Source organism: Niastella yeongjuensis (assembly GCF_900110245.1).
GTDB classification, from domain to species: domain Bacteria; phylum Bacteroidota; class Bacteroidia; order Chitinophagales; family Chitinophagaceae; genus Niastella; species Niastella yeongjuensis.
In genome coordinates, this window is the sequence record NZ_FOCZ01000004.1 from 469,463 (window position 1) to 491,969 (window position 22,507).

General features: G+C 46.6%; 17 protein-coding genes. 1 reads left to right on the forward strand and 16 read right to left on the reverse strand.

Translation table 11 applies throughout. The features are described from left to right. Positions 1 to 78: 78 nt before the first annotated feature. Complete coding sequence (locus BMX95_RS13180; protein ID WP_081204746.1) at positions 79 to 1,833, forward strand: sodium:solute symporter family transporter; 1,755 nt, start codon at positions 79 to 81, stop codon at positions 1,831 to 1,833. 212 nt (positions 1,834 to 2,045) lie between these two features. Here BMX95_RS13180 and BMX95_RS13185 read toward each other — a convergent pair whose 3' ends face one another. The 16 genes from BMX95_RS13185 to BMX95_RS13260 all read right to left on the reverse strand — a co-directional run bounded on the left by BMX95_RS13185 (position 2,046) and on the right by BMX95_RS13260 (position 22,264). Next, a complete protein-coding gene (locus BMX95_RS13185; protein WP_081204745.1) occupies positions 2,046 to 3,173 on the reverse strand; it encodes a glycoside hydrolase family 88/105 protein in 1,128 nt (375 codons plus the stop codon). Between the two features lie 7 nt (positions 3,174 to 3,180). Further along, on the reverse strand, positions 3,181 to 6,060 hold the full coding sequence (locus BMX95_RS13190) for an exo-beta-1,4-galactosidase (protein WP_081204744.1): 2,880 nt from the start codon (positions 6,058 to 6,060) through the stop codon (positions 3,181 to 3,183). Beyond that, the gene (locus BMX95_RS13195) at positions 6,057 to 6,914 is read right to left on the reverse strand and encodes a rhamnogalacturonan acetylesterase (protein ID WP_090519420.1); all 858 of its coding nucleotides are present in this window, start codon (positions 6,912 to 6,914) and stop codon (positions 6,057 to 6,059) included. Before BMX95_RS13195 ends, BMX95_RS13190 begins: the two co-directional genes overlap by 4 nt. Position 6,915: 1 nt before the next feature. Beyond that, positions 6,916 to 8,805, reverse strand: coding sequence for a rhamnogalacturonan lyase (locus BMX95_RS13200; RefSeq protein ID WP_081204742.1), 1,890 nt, complete (start codon positions 8,803 to 8,805; stop codon positions 6,916 to 6,918). Between the two features lie 164 nt (positions 8,806 to 8,969). Beyond that, complete coding sequence (locus tag BMX95_RS13205) at positions 8,970 to 10,646, reverse strand: GH39 family glycosyl hydrolase (protein WP_081204741.1); 1,677 nt, start codon at positions 10,644 to 10,646, stop codon at positions 8,970 to 8,972. 35 nt (positions 10,647 to 10,681) lie between these two features. Beyond that, a complete protein-coding gene (locus BMX95_RS13210) occupies positions 10,682 to 12,142 on the reverse strand; it encodes a glycoside hydrolase family 28 protein (protein ID WP_242673273.1) in 1,461 nt (486 codons plus the stop codon). 161 nt (positions 12,143 to 12,303) lie between these two features. Next, positions 12,304 to 13,263, reverse strand: coding sequence for a glycoside hydrolase family 43 protein (locus tag BMX95_RS13215; RefSeq protein ID WP_081204740.1), 960 nt, complete (start codon positions 13,261 to 13,263; stop codon positions 12,304 to 12,306). A 71-nt stretch (positions 13,264 to 13,334) separates the two neighbouring features. Continuing rightward, positions 13,335 to 13,661, reverse strand: a complete 327-nt coding sequence (locus tag BMX95_RS13220) for a hypothetical protein (RefSeq protein WP_081204739.1) — start codon at positions 13,659 to 13,661, stop codon at positions 13,335 to 13,337. A 31-nt stretch (positions 13,662 to 13,692) separates the two neighbouring features. Next, positions 13,693 to 14,142 (reverse strand): hypothetical protein, encoded by a 450-nt coding sequence (locus BMX95_RS13225; RefSeq protein ID WP_081204738.1) that lies wholly within the window; start codon positions 14,140 to 14,142, stop codon positions 13,693 to 13,695. A gap of 112 nt (positions 14,143 to 14,254) precedes the next feature. Next, entirely contained in the window at positions 14,255 to 14,527 is a 273-nt protein-coding gene (locus BMX95_RS13230) for a hypothetical protein (protein WP_133054093.1), read from the reverse strand. Between the two features lie 21 nt (positions 14,528 to 14,548). Next, positions 14,549 to 14,806, reverse strand: coding sequence for a hypothetical protein (locus tag BMX95_RS13235; RefSeq protein WP_081204736.1), 258 nt, complete (start codon positions 14,804 to 14,806; stop codon positions 14,549 to 14,551). Between the two features lie 25 nt (positions 14,807 to 14,831). Further along, positions 14,832 to 15,137: a hypothetical protein gene (locus BMX95_RS13240; protein WP_081204735.1), complete on the reverse strand. Its 306-nt coding sequence runs from the start codon at positions 15,135 to 15,137 to the stop codon at positions 14,832 to 14,834. A 34-nt stretch (positions 15,138 to 15,171) separates the two neighbouring features. Continuing rightward, positions 15,172 to 16,188, reverse strand: coding sequence for a 3-dehydro-L-gulonate 2-dehydrogenase (gene yiaK / locus BMX95_RS13245; RefSeq protein ID WP_081204734.1), 1,017 nt, complete (start codon positions 16,186 to 16,188; stop codon positions 15,172 to 15,174). A gap of 160 nt (positions 16,189 to 16,348) precedes the next feature. Next, entirely contained in the window at positions 16,349 to 19,153 is a 2,805-nt protein-coding gene (locus BMX95_RS13250; protein WP_081204733.1) for a family 78 glycoside hydrolase catalytic domain, read from the reverse strand. A 353-nt stretch (positions 19,154 to 19,506) separates the two neighbouring features. Beyond that, complete coding sequence (locus tag BMX95_RS13255; protein WP_081204732.1) at positions 19,507 to 20,838, reverse strand: rhamnogalacturonan acetylesterase; 1,332 nt, start codon at positions 20,836 to 20,838, stop codon at positions 19,507 to 19,509. 82 nt (positions 20,839 to 20,920) lie between these two features. After that, complete coding sequence (locus tag BMX95_RS13260) at positions 20,921 to 22,264, reverse strand: glycoside hydrolase family 88/105 protein (RefSeq protein WP_081204731.1); 1,344 nt, start codon at positions 22,262 to 22,264, stop codon at positions 20,921 to 20,923. Between the last annotated feature and the right edge of the window lie 243 nt (positions 22,265 to 22,507).

The window sequence follows — 22,507 nt, forward strand, 5'->3', positions numbered from 1 at the left end:
AGGAATTGTCCCAAAATTTAATAGGCTAAATGACTTCTAAACAACCAACATTCATTTAAAAAACTATTGCAGCCCGCTATGAACACGCTTTCGTCAATTGATTACATCATTTTCGTACTCTACTTTGTACTGGTAGCCAGCTATGGTTATTATGTGTTTAAGAAAAAGAAGGCACAGGAACATGACTCAAAAGCATTCTTCCTGGCCGAAGGTTCGCTAACCTGGTGGGCCATTGGCGCCTCGCTCATCGCTTCCAATATCTCTGCCGAGCAGTTTATCGGGATGAGTGGTGAGGGTTTCTTTGTAGGTACGGCGGTAGCGGCCTACGAGTGGATCGCTGCAATAGCATTGATAATAATTGCCGTTTGGTTCATGCCGGTGTATTTGAAAAACCGAATTTTCACCATGCCGCAGTTCCTGAAAACGCGGTATAATGATTCAGTGGCATTGATCATGGCCATTTTCTGGTTATTCCTTTACATTCTGGTAAACCTCACCTCTATTTTATACCTCGGCGCCACCGCCATCACCGGTTTGGTGGGTGATGCAACTGCCGGTACGCCCGAATTTCAAAATATTCTCCACCTCATCATGATCGGATTAGCGGTTTTTGCCCTGATCATCACGCTGGGTGGAATGAAAGTAATTGGTTATACCGACGTAATTCAGGTAGCCGTTTTGATCATTGGTGGTTTGGCTACTACATACCTCGCCTTAACCATTGTAGGCGATAAACTGGGTGTGGGTAACAGCGCCATCGCCGGTTTCAAAGCCCTGATGAACGATTCGCCCGAACATTTTAAAATGATCCTGCCCAGGCCTGCTGCTACCACGGGTACGATCAATACACCGCTCAACCTCGATATTCAAAAATGGGTGGTGTTACCGGGTATCGCCATGTATTTTGCCGGTCAGTGGATCGTGAACCTGAACTATTGGGGTTGCAACCAGTACATCACACAGCGTGCCCTGGGCGCCGATCTGAAAACGGCCCGTACCGGTCTCATCTTTGCCGGTATGCTGAAATTGATGATGCCGGTGATCGTAATGCTGCCTGGTATTGCCGCATTCGTTTTACATAAACACAATGCCCTGCCTGGTTTTAGTGGTAGTAAAGACGGCGCTTATTCAGCCATCCTTAGCTTTCTGCCCAGCGGATTGAAAGGTTTGTCTATCGCTGCCCTGACGGCCGCTATTGTGGCTTCCCTCGCCGGTAAACTGAACAGTATCTCTACGATCTTCACACTGGATATCTTTAGTAAATATATAGCCAAAGAAAAAGCTGATGAAAAGAAACTGGTGATCACCGGTCGCTACACGGTGCTGGTTGCCAGCATTCTTGCTATCCTGTTTACCTGGAATGACCTGCTGGGTATTGGCAGTGAAGGTGGATTTACCTTTATTCAGAAATACACCGGTTTTATTAGTCCGGGGGTATTCGCCATGTTCCTGCTGGGTATGTTCTGGAAACGAACCACTGGCACCGCTGCTATTGTAGGTGTGGTACTGGGGTTTGTACTGGCCATCTTCTTCAATAACTATGCAGTTGGCATCTTTGGTAAAGAAACCTGGTTATATACCGCTTATACATACGAAACACTTGGTAAAGACGGACTGGCTCATGCTACTACCGAAATCCCCTTCCTCATTAACATGGGTTGGTCTTTCGTAATCACCGTAGCTACCATGATTGGTATCTCCCTGGCCGGACCGAAAATTAATCCTAAAGCATTTATGACCGATAAAGCTTTATTAAAACTTGACAACCGCACCATTGCAATGATTGTAATTACATTAATATTATTGTCTGCGTTGTATGTGAAGTTCTGGTAATCGACATTACGGTAATGAAAAAGGCCTCCCGATAAATCGGGAGGCCTTTTTGTTTTCGACAGGCATATTGTGAGTAGTGAGTGGTCAGTAGTGAGTGGGCTCGCGACGACTCAGCATTTACAAAAATTAGTTACCTCGCTAATAATCAGCAGTCACAAATAATTTCGAGCCCACTCACTACTCACTACTGACCACTCACTACTCACTACTCACTATTTCAGCTTATACATCTCGCTCCCCGCCAGTAAAAAACACCCGAGGCCGTAATCTTCAAAATCGGGAATGTGGTCATAGGTTACTGGCTGACCATCTTTGGGTTCTTTGCCTGTTCCCTGTACATAACCCAGCATGCCATCGGTGTGTACACAGTCTTTTACCAGGGCGTTCCAGGCTTTCAGCATTATAGGCCTGTAGGTTGCTTTGTCTATGAGGTTGTTATTGATGCCCCAGGCCATGCCATATACAAACAAAGAAGTACCGGTTAATTCTTTACCACCAAAGTTGGTAGAATCGGCCAGGCTCACGTTCCAGAAACCATCTGTGCGTTGTAAGGGGATCAGCGCCTTCAGCATGTCTTTATAGTCCTGCATGTATTCATTGTAGTGTGGATCGCTTTTAGGCAGCAGCTGCAGCGTACGTACCAGTGCAGCCACTACCCAGCCATTGCCGCGGCTCCAGTAACAGCTGGCGCCATTGGGTTCTTTATACGGCGGATCAAAATCCTTATCGCGCCACCACAGGTGATTCGCGGGGTCGTACAAACCGTTATCGCCATGTTTGTGTTTGGTGTAGGCATACATATCGTACATGCGGTTGTAGTAGCTGGTGTCATTGTACAACTTACCCAGGCGAACATACACAGGCATGCCCATTTGCAGGGCATCTACCCAGCTCCAGTCGTCGACCTTGGATGTAGCCTTCATGGCATCGATTGACGCTTTTATATCTTTAATGCGTTCTTCTTTTTTATCCATCAGGTACAGGTCAATATAGGTTTGACCGCAACATTGGTTATCGGCATTGCGGGTTTGAATGCCGCTGTTCAGCCCCCAGTTGTGTTTTACGCCCCAGTCGATGGCGTAATTGAGGTATTCTTTCTTTTTGTCGATGCTGTACAGGGCCATCAATCCTTCGTAGTATACGGCGCGGGTCCAGATGTTGCTGGGCCGTTCTTTGTTGGTGATAATAGTTTTACCGGCATCGGGCCATTTGTTCATGAAATACTGATTGGTCAAACGCATGGCGCTTAACACCTCTTTCTTTGCCGGCGCTTTTTGCGCCTGCAAAACGGTCGTCAGCAATAACGAGCCGGCTAATAACAATTTTGTTCTATTAAACATATTATCCTTAGTTTACTTTAGGTTTCAATTCATCGGGACTGTCCTTTGTATAGCCATTCCAGGTGTCCCGGGATGGTTCAGTGAATAACGCCTGCACGGCAGACAACTCCACTGTTGATGTTGGGTTAAACGCCTTTGAATGGATATAGATATCAAGGCTATGCCACAATTGCCTGGTAGCCGGCCGGTCCTCTAAATGCTGAAGATCGATACTACACAACAACAATTTGCCCTTGCCTACTTTAGCCTCCAGCAACAGGCCCAGTTTCCGGTTGATGAACCAGGTATTTATTGGCTGCAGCAATGGTTTGAACCCTTTCGGGAAATCTTCCAGGTGCATCACCTGGGCTTTGTTAACTACATCCCACCATTGCAGATCGCTGTAAGAAGTAGCAGGGAAATTTTTAAAGGCCGGATGGCCGGGATCACAAACAATACCCAGGGTATGAGGCGGACGCATTTTAAACCAGCTGGTATTCCAGAATACGGGAGTAAAGTAATTTACAACTTCTTTCCCTTTCCGGATCTTTCCGGCAGCTTTCAGAAACACTTTTCCGCCATTTTGTAAAACAGCCATGGCTTTTTTATCGAGCGTATCGCAGGAATATACATCATCATACCAAACCGGGGCTGGTAATACGGCCGGGAAAACCCATACATTCCAGTCATTGCCATATTCTGTGCCAGCGATAGAGATATCGAGGTTCAATCGCATGGGCGTTTTGATGGCTGACAATGGATATTGTATAGTACCAACCGGTAAACAATTGCCAAGGACATAATCTTTTTTATCGAATGTTCCATTCGCCAATACTTTACCCGTGCTGTCTTTTATTACCCAGTTGATCACCGCATTCTTCAATTCACTTCTACCATAATTAAATAACTCTACCCGGGCAGTCAGTTTCTCATCATTGCTATAAACAAATTTAGGCATCCGGGTAAGCGGCACTACGGCATTACAAAAGCGCTTTACCTGTTGCGGGGTGATGTATGGTTTATCCTGCCACAAGGCATTCAACATGCCAACTAACGCAGTACCCTGACCGGGGAAATCCTGCAGGCCCAGCAATTGTATACCGGCCAGTCCTTTTGTCCGAAATGCTTTTTCTATTTCATTCTTGTAACACAATACCTGCAGTTTGCCGCTGGCCATCAGAAACTGGTTAGCCTGATTGGCCATGCCATGTTCTGCCAGTTGCTCGCGGAACAATTCAAAATTCTTTTCTTTATATACACCGGTGAAGCGGTCTATTTCATTGAAGTCGGGGAATACACACCACTGCCCCATTTCATGCACCACATATGGCACATTGAATTTTTGAATACCAGCACTGTAATCAGAATCACTTTCCGGGGCTGCATTCACCCAGTTCAAACCACGGGCGCCAGCTTTTACCATGTATTCATTCTCCGGCACCAGCGGCCAGCTGTTGCCTACCGAAGCGCCGGTATACACGCGGCGTTTGTCCTTTGCCTGCCAGTAATGGATCATCTCGGTAAGGAATTTCACCTGGTTACGACCAGCGGGTTCATTGCCACCGGGCGCTTCCATACAAAACGAAGCGTAGTTGCCATACCAGTCGGCCATGCGATTGGTCTCTTCGTACATGTATTTATCAATAGGTTTGCCATCGCCTAAGGAAGTGCCATGATTCACCCAGCCCGGTCCTTCGGGTTGTAAATAGAACCCGGTGAGATCGGCTGCTTTGAAGGCAGCCTCGGGTGGACACCAGCTGTGAAAGCGCATATGGTTCAATCCATGCGCTTTGGCGGTAGTAAACAGTTTTACCCAACCGGCTTCATCCATGGGTGGAAAACCGGTTAACGGAAACTCACAATTATTTACCGTACCCCGTAAGAACACCGGGCGGTCATTGATGGTAAACCCTGTTCCAACAATCTTAAACGACCGCATACCAAAAGTGATTTCTTTCAATTCCTTCTCTCCATTAGGCGTTTGCAGGGTCAGCTGCAGTTTATACAAAGCCGGATTGAACTCATCCCACAGCTGGACTTCATCAGTCATAGGCACCATAAACTGGTGGGTGGTAAGCGTATCTTTATTCAGGGCTATTGAGGCAGATACTGCCGGCACCTGGTGCGGAATTTTTGTATTAAAGGCAGTAGCCCCCAGTGTTATGGTGGCCTTGCCTTCCTGCTGTCCTTTTAATGTTACTATTACAATGGCCTGTTTATTGGCCACATCAGGATACACCTGCATGTTTTCAACATGTACTACAGGTGCAGCCTTCAACTCCATTTTACCGATGATGCCATTCCAATTGCCCTCGGTATGATCGGTTATACTATGTGAATCTGGCCCTACATTGATTGCCTTGATGCGGTTATCAACCCGAACCGAGATCACATGTTTACCGGGCGACAGCAGCGTTGTAAGATCATACACATGCGGCGCTACCAAACTGTTTTGCATCCCGGCTTCCTTCCCATCTACCCAAACCAGGGTTTCGGTATGACATCTTTCCAGGAACAGCTCAATGTGTTGATTGGTCCAGCTGGCGGGGATGGTCACTTCTTTTTGGTACCACGCCGCGCCTACATAATATTTGGCCGGGGTTAACCAGAATGGAAACTTCAGGTTACCGGGCTGCCGGTATTTCTCCATCCGCGGATTGAAAAACCAACTGCTGTCATAAATACTGCCGGTCCATTTTGTTTGCAGCGTTACGTCGTCGCCCTTGCCATTTGTCAACATGGAACCGGGCAGTTTGATATTGTCTCCGAGTTTTTTATTGAACCATTGCTCCTGCACGCCCACATCATTGCGGTCGATCTGGAATTGCCAGTTGCCGGCCAGGGAGAGGGGCTGCGCGGATACGAGGTTGCTACAAAAGAAGATGATAATAAATAAGGTCAGTCTCATTTCTTCAGGTATTCTTTTAGGTCGTTATTTCTAAAGCCCTGGATCCCTTTCACTACCATATCACGATTCAGCAGGGAACCATTTTTGTTGGGATGGGTATGATCGCCGGGAAAGAAATGTTTTACCGAATCGGCGCCCAGTTTATCATACTGATCGGCAATGAGGTCGTTCAGGGGAAGAAAGAAAACGCCATTTGCTTTGGCTACTTCCTCTGCCCATTTGCCGTAGTCGTTGTTGGCCCGTTCTACTTTGCCATCCTTAAAAATATTCCTCGGTATAGGCGAACACACAATTGGGATAGCGCCCTTAGCCTTTGCATCCTGAACATATTTGCGCATATACCAGCCATAGGTATGCACCACTTCATTCACTTTACGAATAGGGTTATAAATAGCGGCACTGTCTTCGCCAATACCTTTAATGGTACCACGCGCACGTGCTGTATCATCGAGCGGACCGCTATCATTATGCCCGAACTGCATGATCACATAATCGCCGGGTTGCAGTTTTTCCAGTACACGGTCCCAACGGCCTTCCGTTATAAAGGTGCGGCTGCTTCTGCCGCCGATAGCATGGTTCTGTACGCTTATCCGGGTGGTGTCGAACCGGTCGGCCAAAAAGCTGCCCCAGCCCCACAGGTCCTGTTTACCGGTACCATCACCATTCTTTACGGTAGAATCACCAATGATGTAGATCGTGTGCCTGCGCGCCTGCCAAACTACAAACGAAGAAACAAGGACCAGCAATCCAATCACAGTCAATGAAAGGACCAGCTTTCGGGCCTTCCCCCATCCCCCCTCCAATGGGAGGGGGGCTTGTTCTACATGCGCTTTTTCACTGTTATTATTTGTCATGTTATTTATTTTTTGCATTGTCGTTTTTACGTGGTTCAATAATACTGATCGATGGATGTGGAGGTAAGGGCATGCCTTCACCCATATAAAATCCCGGATGCGGGGGTTGGTTGTAGGCCACATTCTGCCAAACGATGCTGAGCCGGTATTGCGGGTCCTGCATCAGCGTGTAGAATTTATATGTTGTGGGAATGGTAGTGGAGAAGATGCGCAACTCCTGGTTGTCGCTGGTACGGTAAATTACTTCTTCGCGCCAGTCGCCCAGCATATCGGCAGACAAACAGGGATTGGATTTAGTGCCGTTGTTATGCTGACAATTATACACCCGCGCATCGAGCAGGCTGGTCAACGTACTATTGGTATAATCCCATTTGCCTATCTGTGTGGCATTCAGGATCTCGCTCAGTACATCACCATCCCAGTAGATGCCCATATTGCAGGGCGGTGTTTTTTCGGCGATCTTGTTCCCTTTGCAATCAAACAACCCTTTGATGCCTGCGCCGGCTACCCAGCATTCATACCCTTTATAACGGGGATCGATATCCAACGCGCATGCGCGGCCGGGCCCTTCCCCATCTTCACCGGCTGCTACGGAAGCTTTCTTCCAGATCACTTCTCCCGTTTTGGCATCGCGGAAGTTAGCACCCGCATCACCAAAACGTTCCTGCGTACTGAATACTTCCTTGCCTGGTCTTTCGGGGTCCAGGTCGCTTACATGCAAGGCATCTGCATGACCAATGCCGGTTGTATACATGCCCTTGCCATCGTCGTCAACGGTCATTTGTCCGTAGATGATCTCGTCTTTGCCATCGCCATCCACATCGGTTACTGTTAAGTTGTGGTTGCCCTGACCGGCAAAGTCGGGGTAGCCTTTCTCAGTATCAAATACCCAGCGTTGAGTGAGCTTATTATCTTTCCAATCCCAGGCGGCTAATACGCTGCGGCCATAATAACCGCGGCACATCACCAGGCTGGGATGCACCCCATCGAGATAAGCCACACAAGCCAGAAAACGGTCAACCCGGTTGCCATAGCTGTCATTATGCCCATTGCCGCCAGTGCCACCCCAGCCGTCTATACGGCCGCGCAGCGGTACATAATCTGTGGTATACAAGGCAGCGCCGGTACGGCCATCAAAGATGGTGAGGTATTCCGGGCCCTCCAGGATGCGGCCATTGTTATTTACATAGTGTTTGGTGGAGTCGCCGATTACTTTTCCTTGTCCGTCAACAGTACCATCGGCCGTTTTCATGGCAATCTCGGCACGGCCATCGCCATCCAGGTCATATACCATGAACTGCGTATAGTGTGCGCCTTCCCGAATATTGCGGCCCAGGTTGATCTCCCACAATAATTTTCCTTCCAGGGTATATGCCTGAAAAATGGGTGGATCGGTTATCCCATTCTGTGAATTATCTTTTCCTTTTCCTGCCTGATGTAAAATGATCTCATAAGTACCATCTCCATCCAAATCACCCACACTGGCATCGTTGGGTGCATACCCGGCAGGTGTCTTTAAGGGAATAGAAATATAGGCCGGCGCAGCGGCCTTTAAGGTATATGAACGGGCATCTTTTGTTTCTTTACCATTCACAATAGCAGCTACCTGGTAAGTATAGGTTTGGGTGGAATCTGCTTTTTCATCGAGCCAGGAAGTAACGGCAGTGATTGGTTTTGCATTCACTTTGACAGCCTTTCCATTATTAACCGAACGGTACAGGTTAAAAGCAACATTATCCGCATCGGTTGCCAGCATACGCCAGCTTACAAAAGCATGTCCTTTTCCATCGGGCATCGCAACAATGCCTCTGTTAAGATATTCCATTTGGCGTTGCGAAAAGATCGTTACTGGTACTAACAGGATTACCAGGTAAACAAGAATTTTATTCATATGGCTACAAAGTTCTTAGTTCTTGAGTTATTAGGTTCGTAGGTTATTAGGTTCTTTGTTTGCGGTTCTTAGTTCGCGGTTTTCGGCCTCCCCCGGCCCCTCCATTACTATTGCCCATTGCCTATTGCCTTCCATCTCTGCCCTCTGCCTTTTGCCTTCTGCCCTCAATACTCAATCTTTACAAAGACGATCCCCTGTCTGGGGAGTTGCATGTTCATCTGCAATAAGCCATTTTTTACAGTTTCTTTAGAGGAGCCGGTTTGCTCCAGTTGTCCGGCCTTTTCCAATTGTGTTATTTGTGCTGAAGTGGGTTGCTGCGGCGACCCCATCTTTTTCCAAACTTCATAGGAATTGCTGTGGTCTGCATCTATGCGGTATTGTTTCAGGGTAACCTGTTTACCGGTGATGCCGCTGCATTGTAATACTACAGTAGCCGGTTGGCCGGTGGTATCATCGTCGTGGTAATTCCAGATCATAGCCGTGGCGGAGTGATCGCTTTTGGCGGCGACAGCGCCAATATCGGTGGTTTGTTTCCGCACCCCTGAATCGCGGATACTGAATAAAGGATACATCTGATCACTGGTTACTGCCACCCGTTTGCCCTTCATCATGCCAAACATCCGAAATACGTTCAGTACCGGTTTATCAACGCCGTTAGTGGCCAGGTCGCGAAAGCCATAGAACCAGGGCTGGTTCTCAAACTCAAACGACCAGGATACGGCGCCAAGCAGATCTACCTTGTAATAATCGGCCAGTAAATATTTTCGGGCAAATGCGGCAGCCGTATAAGAAGAATACATGGTGCCATTGCGATATGCATTCTCCGGATTGGTAGCCATTCCACAGGCGGCACAACCTTCAGGATCACTCTCCCCTATTACGATCGGTAAATGCTGCCATTTTTTAAAAGAAGCAACGATCCCGAACCCACTGCTGATATCACGCAACTGGTTGCTGATGCCCATACGCACATGGCCGTTTACAATATGAGGGGCTCCCTTGGCATGAAATGCAATGAAATCGAGCGGTGCCCCAATTTTGCCGGTAGCGGCATTGGTATCGCTGATACAATGGTTCAAAAATGTTTTCAGGAATTGTGCAGCACCGCTGCCTGATGGCCCCGTTACATGCGGACCGCCTAAACGGGCAGTTGGCAAGGCGCGTTTCAACGCATCGGAAGTATAATCATACAACTTGCAATAGTCCTGCACGGTGCCTTTCCAGTAGCCGTTGCCGCCATTGGGCTCATTCCATAATTCCCAGTACCAGCTTTCTACTTCTTTTTTTCCATACCGCTTTACACAATGATCAACCCATTTATACACGAGCGCTGCCCATTTTTTATAGTCATTGGGGGGATACGCCCAACCGGTAAAGATCTTACTATAGGGCTGTCCAGGCTGCCAATCGTGTTTATAAGGTTGCGGGTGGCTCGATAATGCTTCAGGCATAAACCCAATTTGCGCCAGCGGCTTCATACCGCGTTTTACGTAGGTATCAAAAATACTGTCGGTGATGGTCCAGTTGTAGATGGGATTGCCACTGGCATCTTCGGTATACGCATTGGTAGAACCCCATTTTAAAGCAGGCGTCCCATCGCCGCTGGTCAATAAATTATGGGCACGTACATGAACCGGCACGGGGCTTAATGCCGCGATCTCTGACAACAACTTTTTCCCATCTTTCATATAGGTATAGTTCGGTTCATCGTAACCAAACCAGGCCCAGATGGGTTTCATGTCGCCGGTTTCTTTGGCGAAATTGATCTGTATAGTAGCTTTCTCCTGGGAAAAGGCACCTGTTGTAAGGCAGCAGCATATGACAATGGCAAATCGTTTCATCAACCTGTTTTTTAGTTCGTATGTTCCTGGGTACTTTACAATTTCATATCCTCAGAATTACTTACCTGTAATTGTTTTCCATCTGCACCAACAATAGATACATGCTCAAATCTCCATCCCTCGCCAAAATCAATTGTGCCGGCGGTATTGCCCTGCACATTTACATTGTTGAAAAGGAAATTCTGTAGCAGCGATTCTTTTATACCGGCTGCGTTTACTACTTTCTTCACCCCTACTGCTTTTATATCTGACACATACACCTCTTTAAAATGCGGAAAGCCTTTTTCTATTGGTTCTACTTTGGTGAGTAATATTTTCCAATGTTTTGGCAGGGAATCGGAACTATATCCATCGGGTAATTTTGAATAACTGTAGGCCGGATTCCAGTTCATAGTGAACGAGAAAGCAGTGCCTACACTGTCCATTTGCGTGTTGCAGAAATGAATGTCTTCGATGGTACCGCCACGGGTAAGGGCTGATTTTATAAGCAATCCATTACTCGTTCCCTTACCATGTAAGTTGGTGGCGTATACATGGTGAATGCCGCCGGAGGTTTCACTGCCCAGTGTCAGTAAACCGGCACCTTTGCCTGCCATACAATTGCGGACCACCACATATTCCGTTGGTTTGTTCACCCTTAAACCATCCCAATCGCGACCGGCTTTTAAACAAAAATTATCGTCGTTACAATCTATGTCGCAGTTTTCTATCAGTACCCAGGTAGAAGAATCCACGTCTACCCCATCGGTGCTGGGGCCTTTGCCATCTTCATTGTTGCGGATCACCACACCGTTTACAGTAACGTAAGAGGAGTATAATAACTGCACCGTCCAAAAACCGGCGTTTTTAACCGTGATGCCTTTGATGGTAACATCCGAAGCATTTTGTACCAGGATGGTGCGCACGCGTTTGGCATCATAGTCTACGATCCAGCGCAGGCCTTTGGCTTCATATTCTTTACGCATGGCCCAGTATTTATCCCAGCAAAATTTTCCACGGGCATTGATGGAGCCTTCGCCGGTAACAGCGGTATTGGTGGCGCCGATCACATTGATCAATGCGGCGGGCCATTTCATTTCAATCCCGGCAATGCGGGTATCTATTTCAGGGTAATCGTCAAAGTTCTGGCTGCCGAGCAGTTCTACGCCTTTATCCAGTTGCAGTTGCACATTGCTTTTTAAAAACAAGGCGCCGGTAACATAGCTGCCGGGCATAAATGTCACCATGCCACCACCTGCATTGGCGCAGGCATCTATAGCGGCCTGAATGGCTTTGGTATTCAGCGTTTGTGCATCTGGTTTGGCACCATATTGATTAACCGGGAATCTCTTTTTGGCAGAAGGGAATTTGCGGGCACCTGTTTGTTTTACCCAGGCTGGTTCTTTGCTGCCCGGAGTGCTTTGGGCGCTGGTTGAAATAACTATACTACAGGCAATACAGGCAAGTATGGCATATTTCAATAAAGTCAACCGTTTCATCATGGTCGTTGCAAACATTAGTACTTGTAAAATTAGGGGAAACGGTTGTGGAGCTATCCTGAAGTATCCTGAAAGGCAGTGGGCAGTAGGCAGTGGGCAGTAGGGAAAACAGCCAAAGTCTAAAGGCAAAAGATGTATTGCTTTATCCTTTCTCCTGCTGATTTTAACCTGATATTAATTTAACCGTTCTTCCTACTGCCCATTGCCCACTGCCCTTCCTTCTTCAATTTATCCAATTCCTTCTTTGTAATAGTAACCACCGTTCCATGGCGAATGCCTGTAGGCATATCCAGTTGCTCAGAGATTTCTGTCCAGTGAACCAGGTCGGTGGAGGTAACGGCGCCATATTTATGTTCGCGGTATTTATCAAAATATACGATCCATTGGTTGCCCTTTTTTAATACGGTAGGCCCTTCGGCCCAGTAATTTCCGGTAATGGGTGCGGAAGGCGCGCTGTAACCGCCAGTTAACGTGGTGCCGGTAGCTATGCGCAGGTTCTTTTGGGCAGGATAACGGGTTTCATCTTTCAGGAACATCGCGTATTGTTTACCATTTTTTTGAATGGTGGCGTCAATTACGTTAAATCCCTGATCGTATAATAGGGCGGCCTTACTAAAGGTTTTAAAGTCTTTGGTAGTTACATAGTAGATGCGGTGATTTTTATCGCTGGCAGAATCGCCCTGGGGAAAACGGCCGGGAATGGTACTGGCCCAATAGATTAGGTATTGTTTACTGGCATCGTCGTAAAAGACCTCGGGAGCCCAGGTATTGAGCGTAGTTGGTTCGTGCTCCATTACGGGGATGGTTTGTTGGGCACTCCAGTGAATGAGGTCCTTGGAAGAAGCGTACCCGATACTTCTTTCGCTCCAGCTAACCGTCCAAACCATATGGAAAAGCCCGTCGGCCCCGCGGATAACGCAGGGGTCGCGCATGAGTTTATCTTTTCCGGCGGTAGGCGTTAAAAAGGAGCTGTCATTTTTCAATGCGGTCCATTTTAAACCGTCGGAACTCCAGGCCAGGTGTAAGCCATCTTCACCATTGCCTTTGAAATAACTAAAGAGGTATATGGATTTGTTGCTTTGTGCAGTAACCAGAGAAATTGGGGCAAAAAGAAGTAGAAGCCAGCAATAGATTTTCATTATGGACCCTCGTTTGGGCAGCAATATAAGACAAATGATGAATATCAAGTGTCAAACCTACGCTCATTGGGTTATGCCACATCAAACGGATTGGTTACCTGGGCAGGTGGCGTGTTAGCCAGGCTTTCGTTAATGGTATGCAGCCTTTTACTAATATCGCCTGCTTTGCCTGCCGAAGCTTTAACGTAGGAAGGCAGGTCTTTAATGATGATGATCGCCATTATTACCAGGAAGCTGATCACAAAAATGCCGCCGGTTAAAATAAAAGGATTGATCTCGAACCAGGTGGGTTGCCGGGAAGTTCCCACGCCACGTAATTTAAATTCAATGAATGCGCCGGTTATAAATACGGCATTGAGGAACGATGCTACGATAAAATAAGGCCAGTTTTTTCGCATGGAAGAATGGTGTGAAGGTTTATAATAATGATTACATGTTTATGTCGTCGTAATACACGAGGAACCATTTGCCGCCTTTCAGCCTGAACCGGCGTTCTACTTTGAAGCCGCTTTGATCGATCCAGAATTTTTCTGTAACCAGTGAATCGGTCATGGTGAGGCTGTGCCTGCATTCCGTTGTATCGGGATCAAGCGCTACCGGTGTTTTTAAAAACTCCCAGTTCTTTTTTGACCACCGGGTATTTTCAACGTCGTTCACACACTGTCCATCTATGGGGAAAGGAATTCTGGAGAGCTGAAAGCCTGAGTCGGCATGGAACTTTGTATTAAAGCTGTCGAATGATTCTGCGCCGGGGATATTAGTGCCAAGGGCGGCGATGGTGGGTGGGGCCTGAATGGCCATGGATGCTTTTTTGTTGTCACTCCTGTTACAGGCAAACAAAACGCTTACAAACAAAGGAAGAAACTGGTAAGGTTTCATAGTGATCAAATTAGGTTTTAGAATAATATCACACCATCCTGCTGATATTTTCTAAAATCCAAATACCGTTCCTTTTCTTACTAATGTTGAAAACTTGTTCGCGGTTGGGCTTCTATATAAAAATAAATAGCTTGAGCACAATGACCGTTATCACAACAAATACTGTTTCAATAAGCCAAATGTATGCAACACGTTTCGTTACTGCTAACTTAACTATTAGATCTGCAATTAAAAGTATCAGCAATACGGGGCTTAACATAACCGCCAGTACTAAGCTCCACCCTCCTGAACTTTTCATAGCTGCCAATGCCCAAACAATTCCAATCACGCCAATCGCTAAAGCCATTATACAGGGAGAAATGTAATATAATTTTGGTCGTTTCATAACGGGCAACTGGTTTATGATTTAAAATGCAAACCGCCAGGTTATTAAAATGGCGCACATAGTAACCGCTTCTATGAGCCAGATGTAATTCACATTTCCTTTGGTCAGGGATTTTATTACATAGTCAACACCCAGCAATACAACTAATGCCGGAACAAAGAACAAAAGGCCTAATCCTTTTGCACTGGTTATCGTAATTATACTAAACACAATAGGGATCAAACAAAGCACAGCTGCTACGATAAACGGCGAGCAATGATACATGATATACTTTTTCATAAGAGGGTCAATCTTTAGGGGTCTTTTATAATGATATTTCGTTTAGGTCAACAGTTAGCAACCAACACTTACATGCAGGCCAACAATTTTCAATACCTGGTTCATCTTCATGAAATGATCCGGTAGTTAAAATCGCGGCAGGGTAATGAACCTTGTCGTTATCAAAATTCAGCGGAAAGTTCTTGAAGCTGGAAGCAGTCGAAGTATCCAGCGCAGCCATTACTGCCGCAGGTGCTGCATCAGGGGGCTTTTCAGTCTTGTTCGACTGACAGGAGTAAAATGCACCTATAAACAGAGGGAATGCGAGTAAACGCATTACACTTTTATGCATATTTAGGGGTTAGTTGCGGCCCCAAAGATAAAAATTATTGGTTTAACGCATTCACTGTTTTCCATACTTCCTTTACTACCGGTATGCCCTGCTGCAGGTTACGCTGCCGGGTTTGCAAAACGCGCTCACCGGGAAAGGTAATGGACTTGTTATTTTCGGGTGTCGATCGGTGATAATCGGTAATGATATTCCTCACCACCTGGGCTATGGCGGCATGGCTGCCGAGTTTATTGGTGTCTATGGCTATAAAGACCTGCGATACGGCCATCTCCGTTTTTTGCTGCGTTATTTCATGAACCGGTAATCCGCCTGATAATACGGCTGCCAGTACGTCCAGCAGCAACGACAGCCCCGCTCCTTTCCAGTAACCAATGGGCAGCGGCCGGCGCGATGTGCGAATGGCGCCCGGGTCGGTAGTGAGTTGTCCATTAGTATCAAAGCCACCGTATACGGGTAATTGCTCTTTTTTCATATCGGCCAGTTCCAGCGCCCCAAACGAATATTGCGACATGGCCATATCCAGCACAATGGCTTCCTGTTCGTAAGGCAATGCCATTACCAGCGGATTATTCCCCAGCTTATTGTCTATTGCCCCCCAGGTAGGCATCAGGGCTGTGGTGTTCGTCCAGCCGATAAATACAAAGCCGGCCTTGGCCGCCTGCCAGCCATAGGTTCCGCCCCGCATCCAGTGGTTGGTATTGGCCAGGGCCACACAACCAATGCCATGTTGCTGTGCCAGCTGCATAACGCTGTTGGTCGCATGGATGGCATTTAACGGACCTGGGCCCAGGTTACCATCCCATTGTTGTACGCCACCAAACTGGTGTTTCAGGGTTGGGCTTGCATTTATATCGATGTATCCTTTCTGTATATATTCTACAAAGCGCGGAAAGCGGTTAACGCCGTGGGTGTATACTCCATCGATGCTATTATTGGTGAATACATCGGCGCATTGCCTGGCCTTTTCAGGGGTAAATCCCTGCTTCAATAAAATGGCAGTAAACAGTTGCAGCATATCCGCCGCGGGTATGGTGATGGTTTGGTTGGTCATACCTGCAATTTAAGAAAATACCCTTCAACCCTATATAGGCAGATAACTATGAGGTATTTGCTCCCCTTTTTATTTTTCATTGCCGTATTCTCCGCAATAACAAATAAAAACGCCCTGACGGTTCCGTCAGGGCGCTGTATTTTATCTTTCGTTTTAACTATTATCCTTTCTTGATAATAAACTTATACTTACCTGATCCAACTTTGAAAATAGTCCGGCCTTTTTCGTAACCTACTAACTTGATCTCCTTGTGTAAATTCATCGGTGAATTACTTTCCATAATATTAGCCATGGGCGGTGTAGGCAGGTAGATGGTAGCTGTTGTATTCGGTGGTACCTGTATGGTAAATACGTGGAATACATACTGGTGGTCCCACTCAGAATAAATTCTTCCGTAAGGTGAGTTGAAGGATACACTTCCTTTTTCCAATCCCATGATCGGCTCGGGATTGATGATGATGTTCTTGTAAGCAACTGAAGTATCTTCCTGGTGTATGCCACCTACGCCATCATAAAACCATTGCATCAGGTGACCTAACATCAGGTGGTCGTTCGATACTTCCGGCAACGCTGCCCAGGATTCTGTTAAGGCAGTTGCACCCTTCTTCAGCTGATAACCATAACCTGGCACTTTTTCGTCGCTGTTCATATCATATACAAATTGGGCTGAACCATTTTTGGTCAACGCATCCACCAAAAAGTGGAAACCGATGTCACCGGCTGTAAGCGCGCTTTCATTGGTAATGATATCTGTTTTCAGCTGATCCAGCACGGCTGCTTTGTTGGCATCTTCAACCAGTCCTACCGCTAATGGCATTGACATGGCCGTTTGGCTGCCGGTTGAATATTTATGAGAAGCTGCATCATAGAACTTCGCATTGAACGATTTTTTTACGTCTGCAGCCAATGAAGCATATTGAGTAGCATCGGCTGATTTACCCATCAGCTTTGCCATTTTCGTCAACAGATCGATATCGTAATAATAGATGGCGGTTGCAGTCAGTTCTTTTGGTGTTAACTGGGCAACGCCGGGGAATTTTGGTCCCAGGTCGTACCAGTCGCCCAAACCATGCGACAAAATATTGCCACTGGCCTTTGACTTAAGGTAAGCTACATATTTGGTCATCATAGGCCATGCTTCCTGCATCACCGTTTTATCGCCATACCATTGATAGATCAGGTAAGGTAATATTACAGCGGCACTACCCCACTCTGGTGAATCGCGGAAACCACCATCAAACAGCACATATTCAGGCGCGATATCAGGTACCAGCCCGTCTGTGGTTTGGTCGGCCATCATATCGGCGATGATCTTTTTGTACAAGCTGTAAATATCATAGTTGAAGTGGATCGATTCGCCCATGAGGTAGGATTGTTCCAGCCAACCCAGTTTTTCCCGGTGCGGACAATCACTCAGCACGCTTTGCATGTTACTGCGGATAGCCCAGTCGATCAGCGAATAGGTATCATTCATCAGGTCTTCCCTGCTATCGAACTTACCTATCTGCGGAGCCGAGTTACGGGTATGCAGCATTTTGATGTCCTTAATTACGGCAGTCAGTTTTTTGCTTTTTATGCTATCGGGTGCTGCATAAGAAACTTCTGCATACCGGAAACCATAATAAGAAAACCGGGGTGTCCATTCTTCATCACCGGTACCTTTACAGGTATAGGAATAGAAATAGGGCTTACCACTGTTCTTTTGGTTAATGCGTTTTTCTTCGCCAAGCAGTTCAGCAGGGAAAATGCGAACAACCTGTCCTTTTTGACCACGCACCGTTATTTTAATGATACCGCTGGCGTTCTGCCCGAAGTCGAACAATACGGTAGTATCGCTGTTCTTCTCACAGGTTTGCGGCGCAAAGGTTTGCATTACTTTTACAGGTGTACCGGTTTCAGCAACCAGTTTGCCGGCCGGCGCTTTTACAGCAATAGCGGCTTTCCAGCTGCCATCGTTGAAAGCTGCTTTGTCCCAGCCATCCTGTTCCAGGGTAGCATTGTATTCTTCACCGGCATAGATGCTTGAAAAAGTGATTGGGCTTGGAGCTGTTTTCCAGCTGTTGTCAGAGATTACCTCCGATTTGGAGCCATCTGCATATTCAATCAACAGCTTCATGATCATTTTGGGATTGCCATAAGCCAGCAGGGCTTTGCGGTAACGCTCGTTCGGGATGTTGTAAAATCCATTGCCAAGCATAACACCGATGGCATTGTCGCCATTGGCCACCTGACTGGTTACATCAAGTACGTCGTATAAGACGCGTTTGTCGTAATTCGTCCAGCCGGGCGACATAAACTGATCACCTATTTTAACCCCATTGATGTGCAGTTCATATTGTCCCAACCCGGTAATAAAAGCAGTAGCTTTTTTAACAGGTTTATTTACGTTGAATGATTTCCGGAGCAAGGGCAACACGTGATTTCCGCTTACTACCGATTTGTATTCTTTGTTAGCGCCGGGAGCATGTACGCCAGGAACATACCGTTTGGCAGCGTCCAGTTCATCGTAACCGATCCACTGGGCATTGCTCCAGTCGGCAGGCTGCATTAAACCCATTGTAAACCGGGCAGTATCTCTGGTGTATTCAGACAGCTGGCCCTGGTTATCCCACACCATTACTTTCCAGTAATAAGTTTGTCCGGCCTTCAGAGGTGCACCGCCATAAGGTACCAGCAGGGATTGCTCGCTGGCCACCTCTTTGGAGTCCCAGATATTACCAGTATTCAGAACCAGTTTTGACCAATCGTCGGCTACCAGAATGCGGTATTTTGTTTGCATTACAGCGCGAGCGGTGCTGGTTATTTCCCAGCTCAGGCGCGGCTGCGACATTTCGAGGCCTGCAGGATTAGTAAGGTTTTCAACACGCGGATTCACTACGACAGGTCTTGCAGGTGTAGTTTGTGCAAAACCGGGTACAGAACCAACCAACACTAAGAGAGAGGCTACAAGAGTACTTTTTTTCATGCCTTATAAGATATTGAATGGGTTTTGTTGTTTAGGGAAAACGATAATAGTTATGCATTATTATATAATAGCAAAATCGACACTCGTAAATATACGAGCATCCACATCGTAATAATAATGGGAAGTTAGATAGTGACCTGATTCACAAGGCGAGCCAAAGTAAGTTATTTAGTTCAGAGTTCAAAGTTTAGGTTATTGAGTTCGTAGGTTATTAAGTTTGTTTGTTATTGAGTTGGGGGATTTCAGCATTCAATTTGAAACTTTCAACATTAAACTTCGTTTTGCCGGCTACCCGAACTTATGAACTCAAGAACCAAATAACTTAATAGCTTTATAACCGGCCTTTCAGAAAATTAATTCCCATCCGGTTTAACCGCCGTAACAGCCGCGCTCAATGGCCAGTAAAATTGTGCTACCGCATCGGGATGGGCGGGATCGAAAGCGATCTTTTCTTTTATCAAATATTTCGCAATGGGCAGGTTGGCAGCCACTATTCCTTTCACCACACACCGGGCCAGTTCATAAGCGCCATAAGGGTTGAAATGCGTATTATCCGCCAGAGCGGTTTCCTGATTTGGAAAGGTATGGGCAGGATAATGTACAAATGCTTTCAGTGATTGTTCCGGTCCCCAGGCTTCGTACAGGGTTTTGCTCATAGCGTTCAGATCGATGAGCGCTACCTTTTCTTCTGCTGCAGTTTGCCGCATAGCTTCGGGATAATCGCTCAGGGTATTGATGATATGACCGCTTGAATCGAAATTGCGGCGATGCATGGAGGTCACCAGTACCGGTGTGATGCCTCTTTTACGCGCCTCTCCTATCCATTCTTTGAGGGTTTGTTTATACGTAGTAAACGGATCCAGGTGATTGCCACCGGGCTTTTGATCGTTGTGGGTAAACTCTATGAATAAATAATCGCCGGGTTTGGCCAGGGTGAACAATTTCTCTAACCGCCGCTCCCGTACAAACGCTTTCATGGTTTCCCCCGATTCGGCATAGTTGGCGATGGCCAGGTTACCGGGTTCAAAAAAACGGGGGATCATTTGTCCCCAGGCGGCCCAGGGTTCGCGGTCCTGGTCAACAACAGTTGAGTTGCCGGCTAAAAAAATGGTAGTCGCTTTTTTATTGGGTGTTATTTCTACCGCACATACTTTGGGCAAGGAGTCGTTGAACTCCAGCGTCAACAGGTTGTCCCAATGCCGATACGTATACTCGCGTGGTTTCAATCTTACACTACCCAATTCTTTTTGTTGCGCATCTCTGATGATGCTATCCTTCACATGTACGGTAATGGTTTTGGTTACCTGTTTTCCATTTTCTGTAAGAATGTTTTCCAATAGCAACCGCCGGTTCTCTACGCGCACGGTAGTGGCAGAATTTCCTTTGGCATCACCCAGGATAAGTTTTACATCATAATTGCCATCGGGTAATTGTATTGAGAAATAAAAGGGTTTGTCACTGGTTATATAATCACCGGTAAGCGCATTGCCACCACGATCAATGGCCTGCACCGCGGATCCCGGTTCAAAACCATAACCGGTTTCTTTTGAAAAAAAGGTATTGGGTGTAACCGCTATATAACCACTGGCGGCTTTATTAGTGCCAAAGTCGAATTTAAAATTAGTTTGAGCTGTCGTTGTCGCAATAAGAATACTTAGTAATAATGATAAGCTTATGTATTTCATATGTGGCAGGTTCGTAAGTTCTTAGATTCTGTGTTATTAGATTTAAATTTATGAACCTAATAACTTAAAAACCTAACAACTGCTACTTGTAATATTGTAATGAACTATCATTTATCTTAAAAGCATCGCTCTTAATCAACCGCAACATTTCAGCCCCGGCGAGTAAAACGGGCCCATATCCATGCGCGGCATATACATTCACCGGGCGATGATAATAGAAAGCCGGATCGAAGGCCATTCCGGTTCCCACGCAAACACCTTCTACCTGTCCCGTTGCATTTACCTTGGTAGTAACTGCATTCCAGGCCAGCATGGCCATTGGCGCGTAGGCTTTGGCGTTTAACCAGCCTTTGTTAACAGCATGGGCAATGCAGTAAGCATAAATAGCGGTGGCTGATGTTTCCAGGTACGAGTCTTCACGGTTCAACAACTGATGCCAGAAACCCGAACCTGACTGAAACGATGCCAGTCCTTTTGCATGCGCCTGTAATTGCTGCAATACAAACGGGCGGCCGGGATGATTTTCAGGCAACACATCCAGCAGTTCAACCATGGTCATAATAGCCCAGCCATTGGCGCGGCCCCAGTAGAACATGGGATGCGGGTTCATATCCTGTACCCAGCCATGCATATACAATCCTTTTTCTTTATCAAACATGCGCTGGGTAAATTGTTTTATCTGTTTTACCGCATCATCAAAATAACTTGTTTTGCCGGTGAGCTTTCCCATTTGGGCAAGGGCGGGCACGCCCATATATAAGTCATCTAACCAAAGGGTATTTTTCTGTGGCCGGTTCCGTGCCAGTGTACCATCGGGCAACCGGTATTCTTTTGTGCTGATGTAATTGATGTAATTATCGATCATTGGACGCAGGTCATTGTTCAGTCCACTGCGGGTGGCTTTGATCATGGCAGCGCAAACAGCGCCGGCATCATCCAGGGCATGTGGTTCTATGGGCTGACGAAAAACATAATTGCCCTTCAGAGATCCATCGGCCACTTTCTTTTTTATGGCAGGCACCCACCTGGCAATAAACGACAGGCGTTGTTTTACATAGTCGCTGTAGCGGGTATCGCCACTGGTTTCAGCTGCCAGCAACATGCCACTATATGTTACACCCCACTCATAGGCCGTGAGCCGGAAATCACCGGGTTTTATGCCATAGGCAGTATCGAACTGCGAAGCATCGGTTACCTCCTGCCCTGTTTGCCGGTTTATCATTTGCGCGGGCGTAGCCCCATCGAGGTAGGTAAATACTTTATCCAGTACCTTTTTTATATCGGCTTCGCTCATGGCGCCATAAGGAACAGGATAATCGGGTTGCAACAGGTGTAGTGGTGCGGTAACATCGTTACCGGGTTTTGCCTGGGAAAAAGCCTGGGATGCAAGCAGCGTTGCCCAAAGCGTACAGGTTAATTTATTCATATGTTCAATCGTCTGTATTTAAAAGTAACTGCCCCTGCAAAGATATTCGTCCTGTGCTATCCTGCTGTAAAAAAACAAAACCGCTGCGTAGAAACGGAGCGGTTTTCTCAATTGTTAAAACATAGATCACAGCTTGTATGATCTGCTCGATATGCTTATAGCAAGCAATACAGTTACTATCATAAGGTCCGTTTTATTTATTGATAACACTAAAATTGATATAATATTCCATTGAGGAACAAA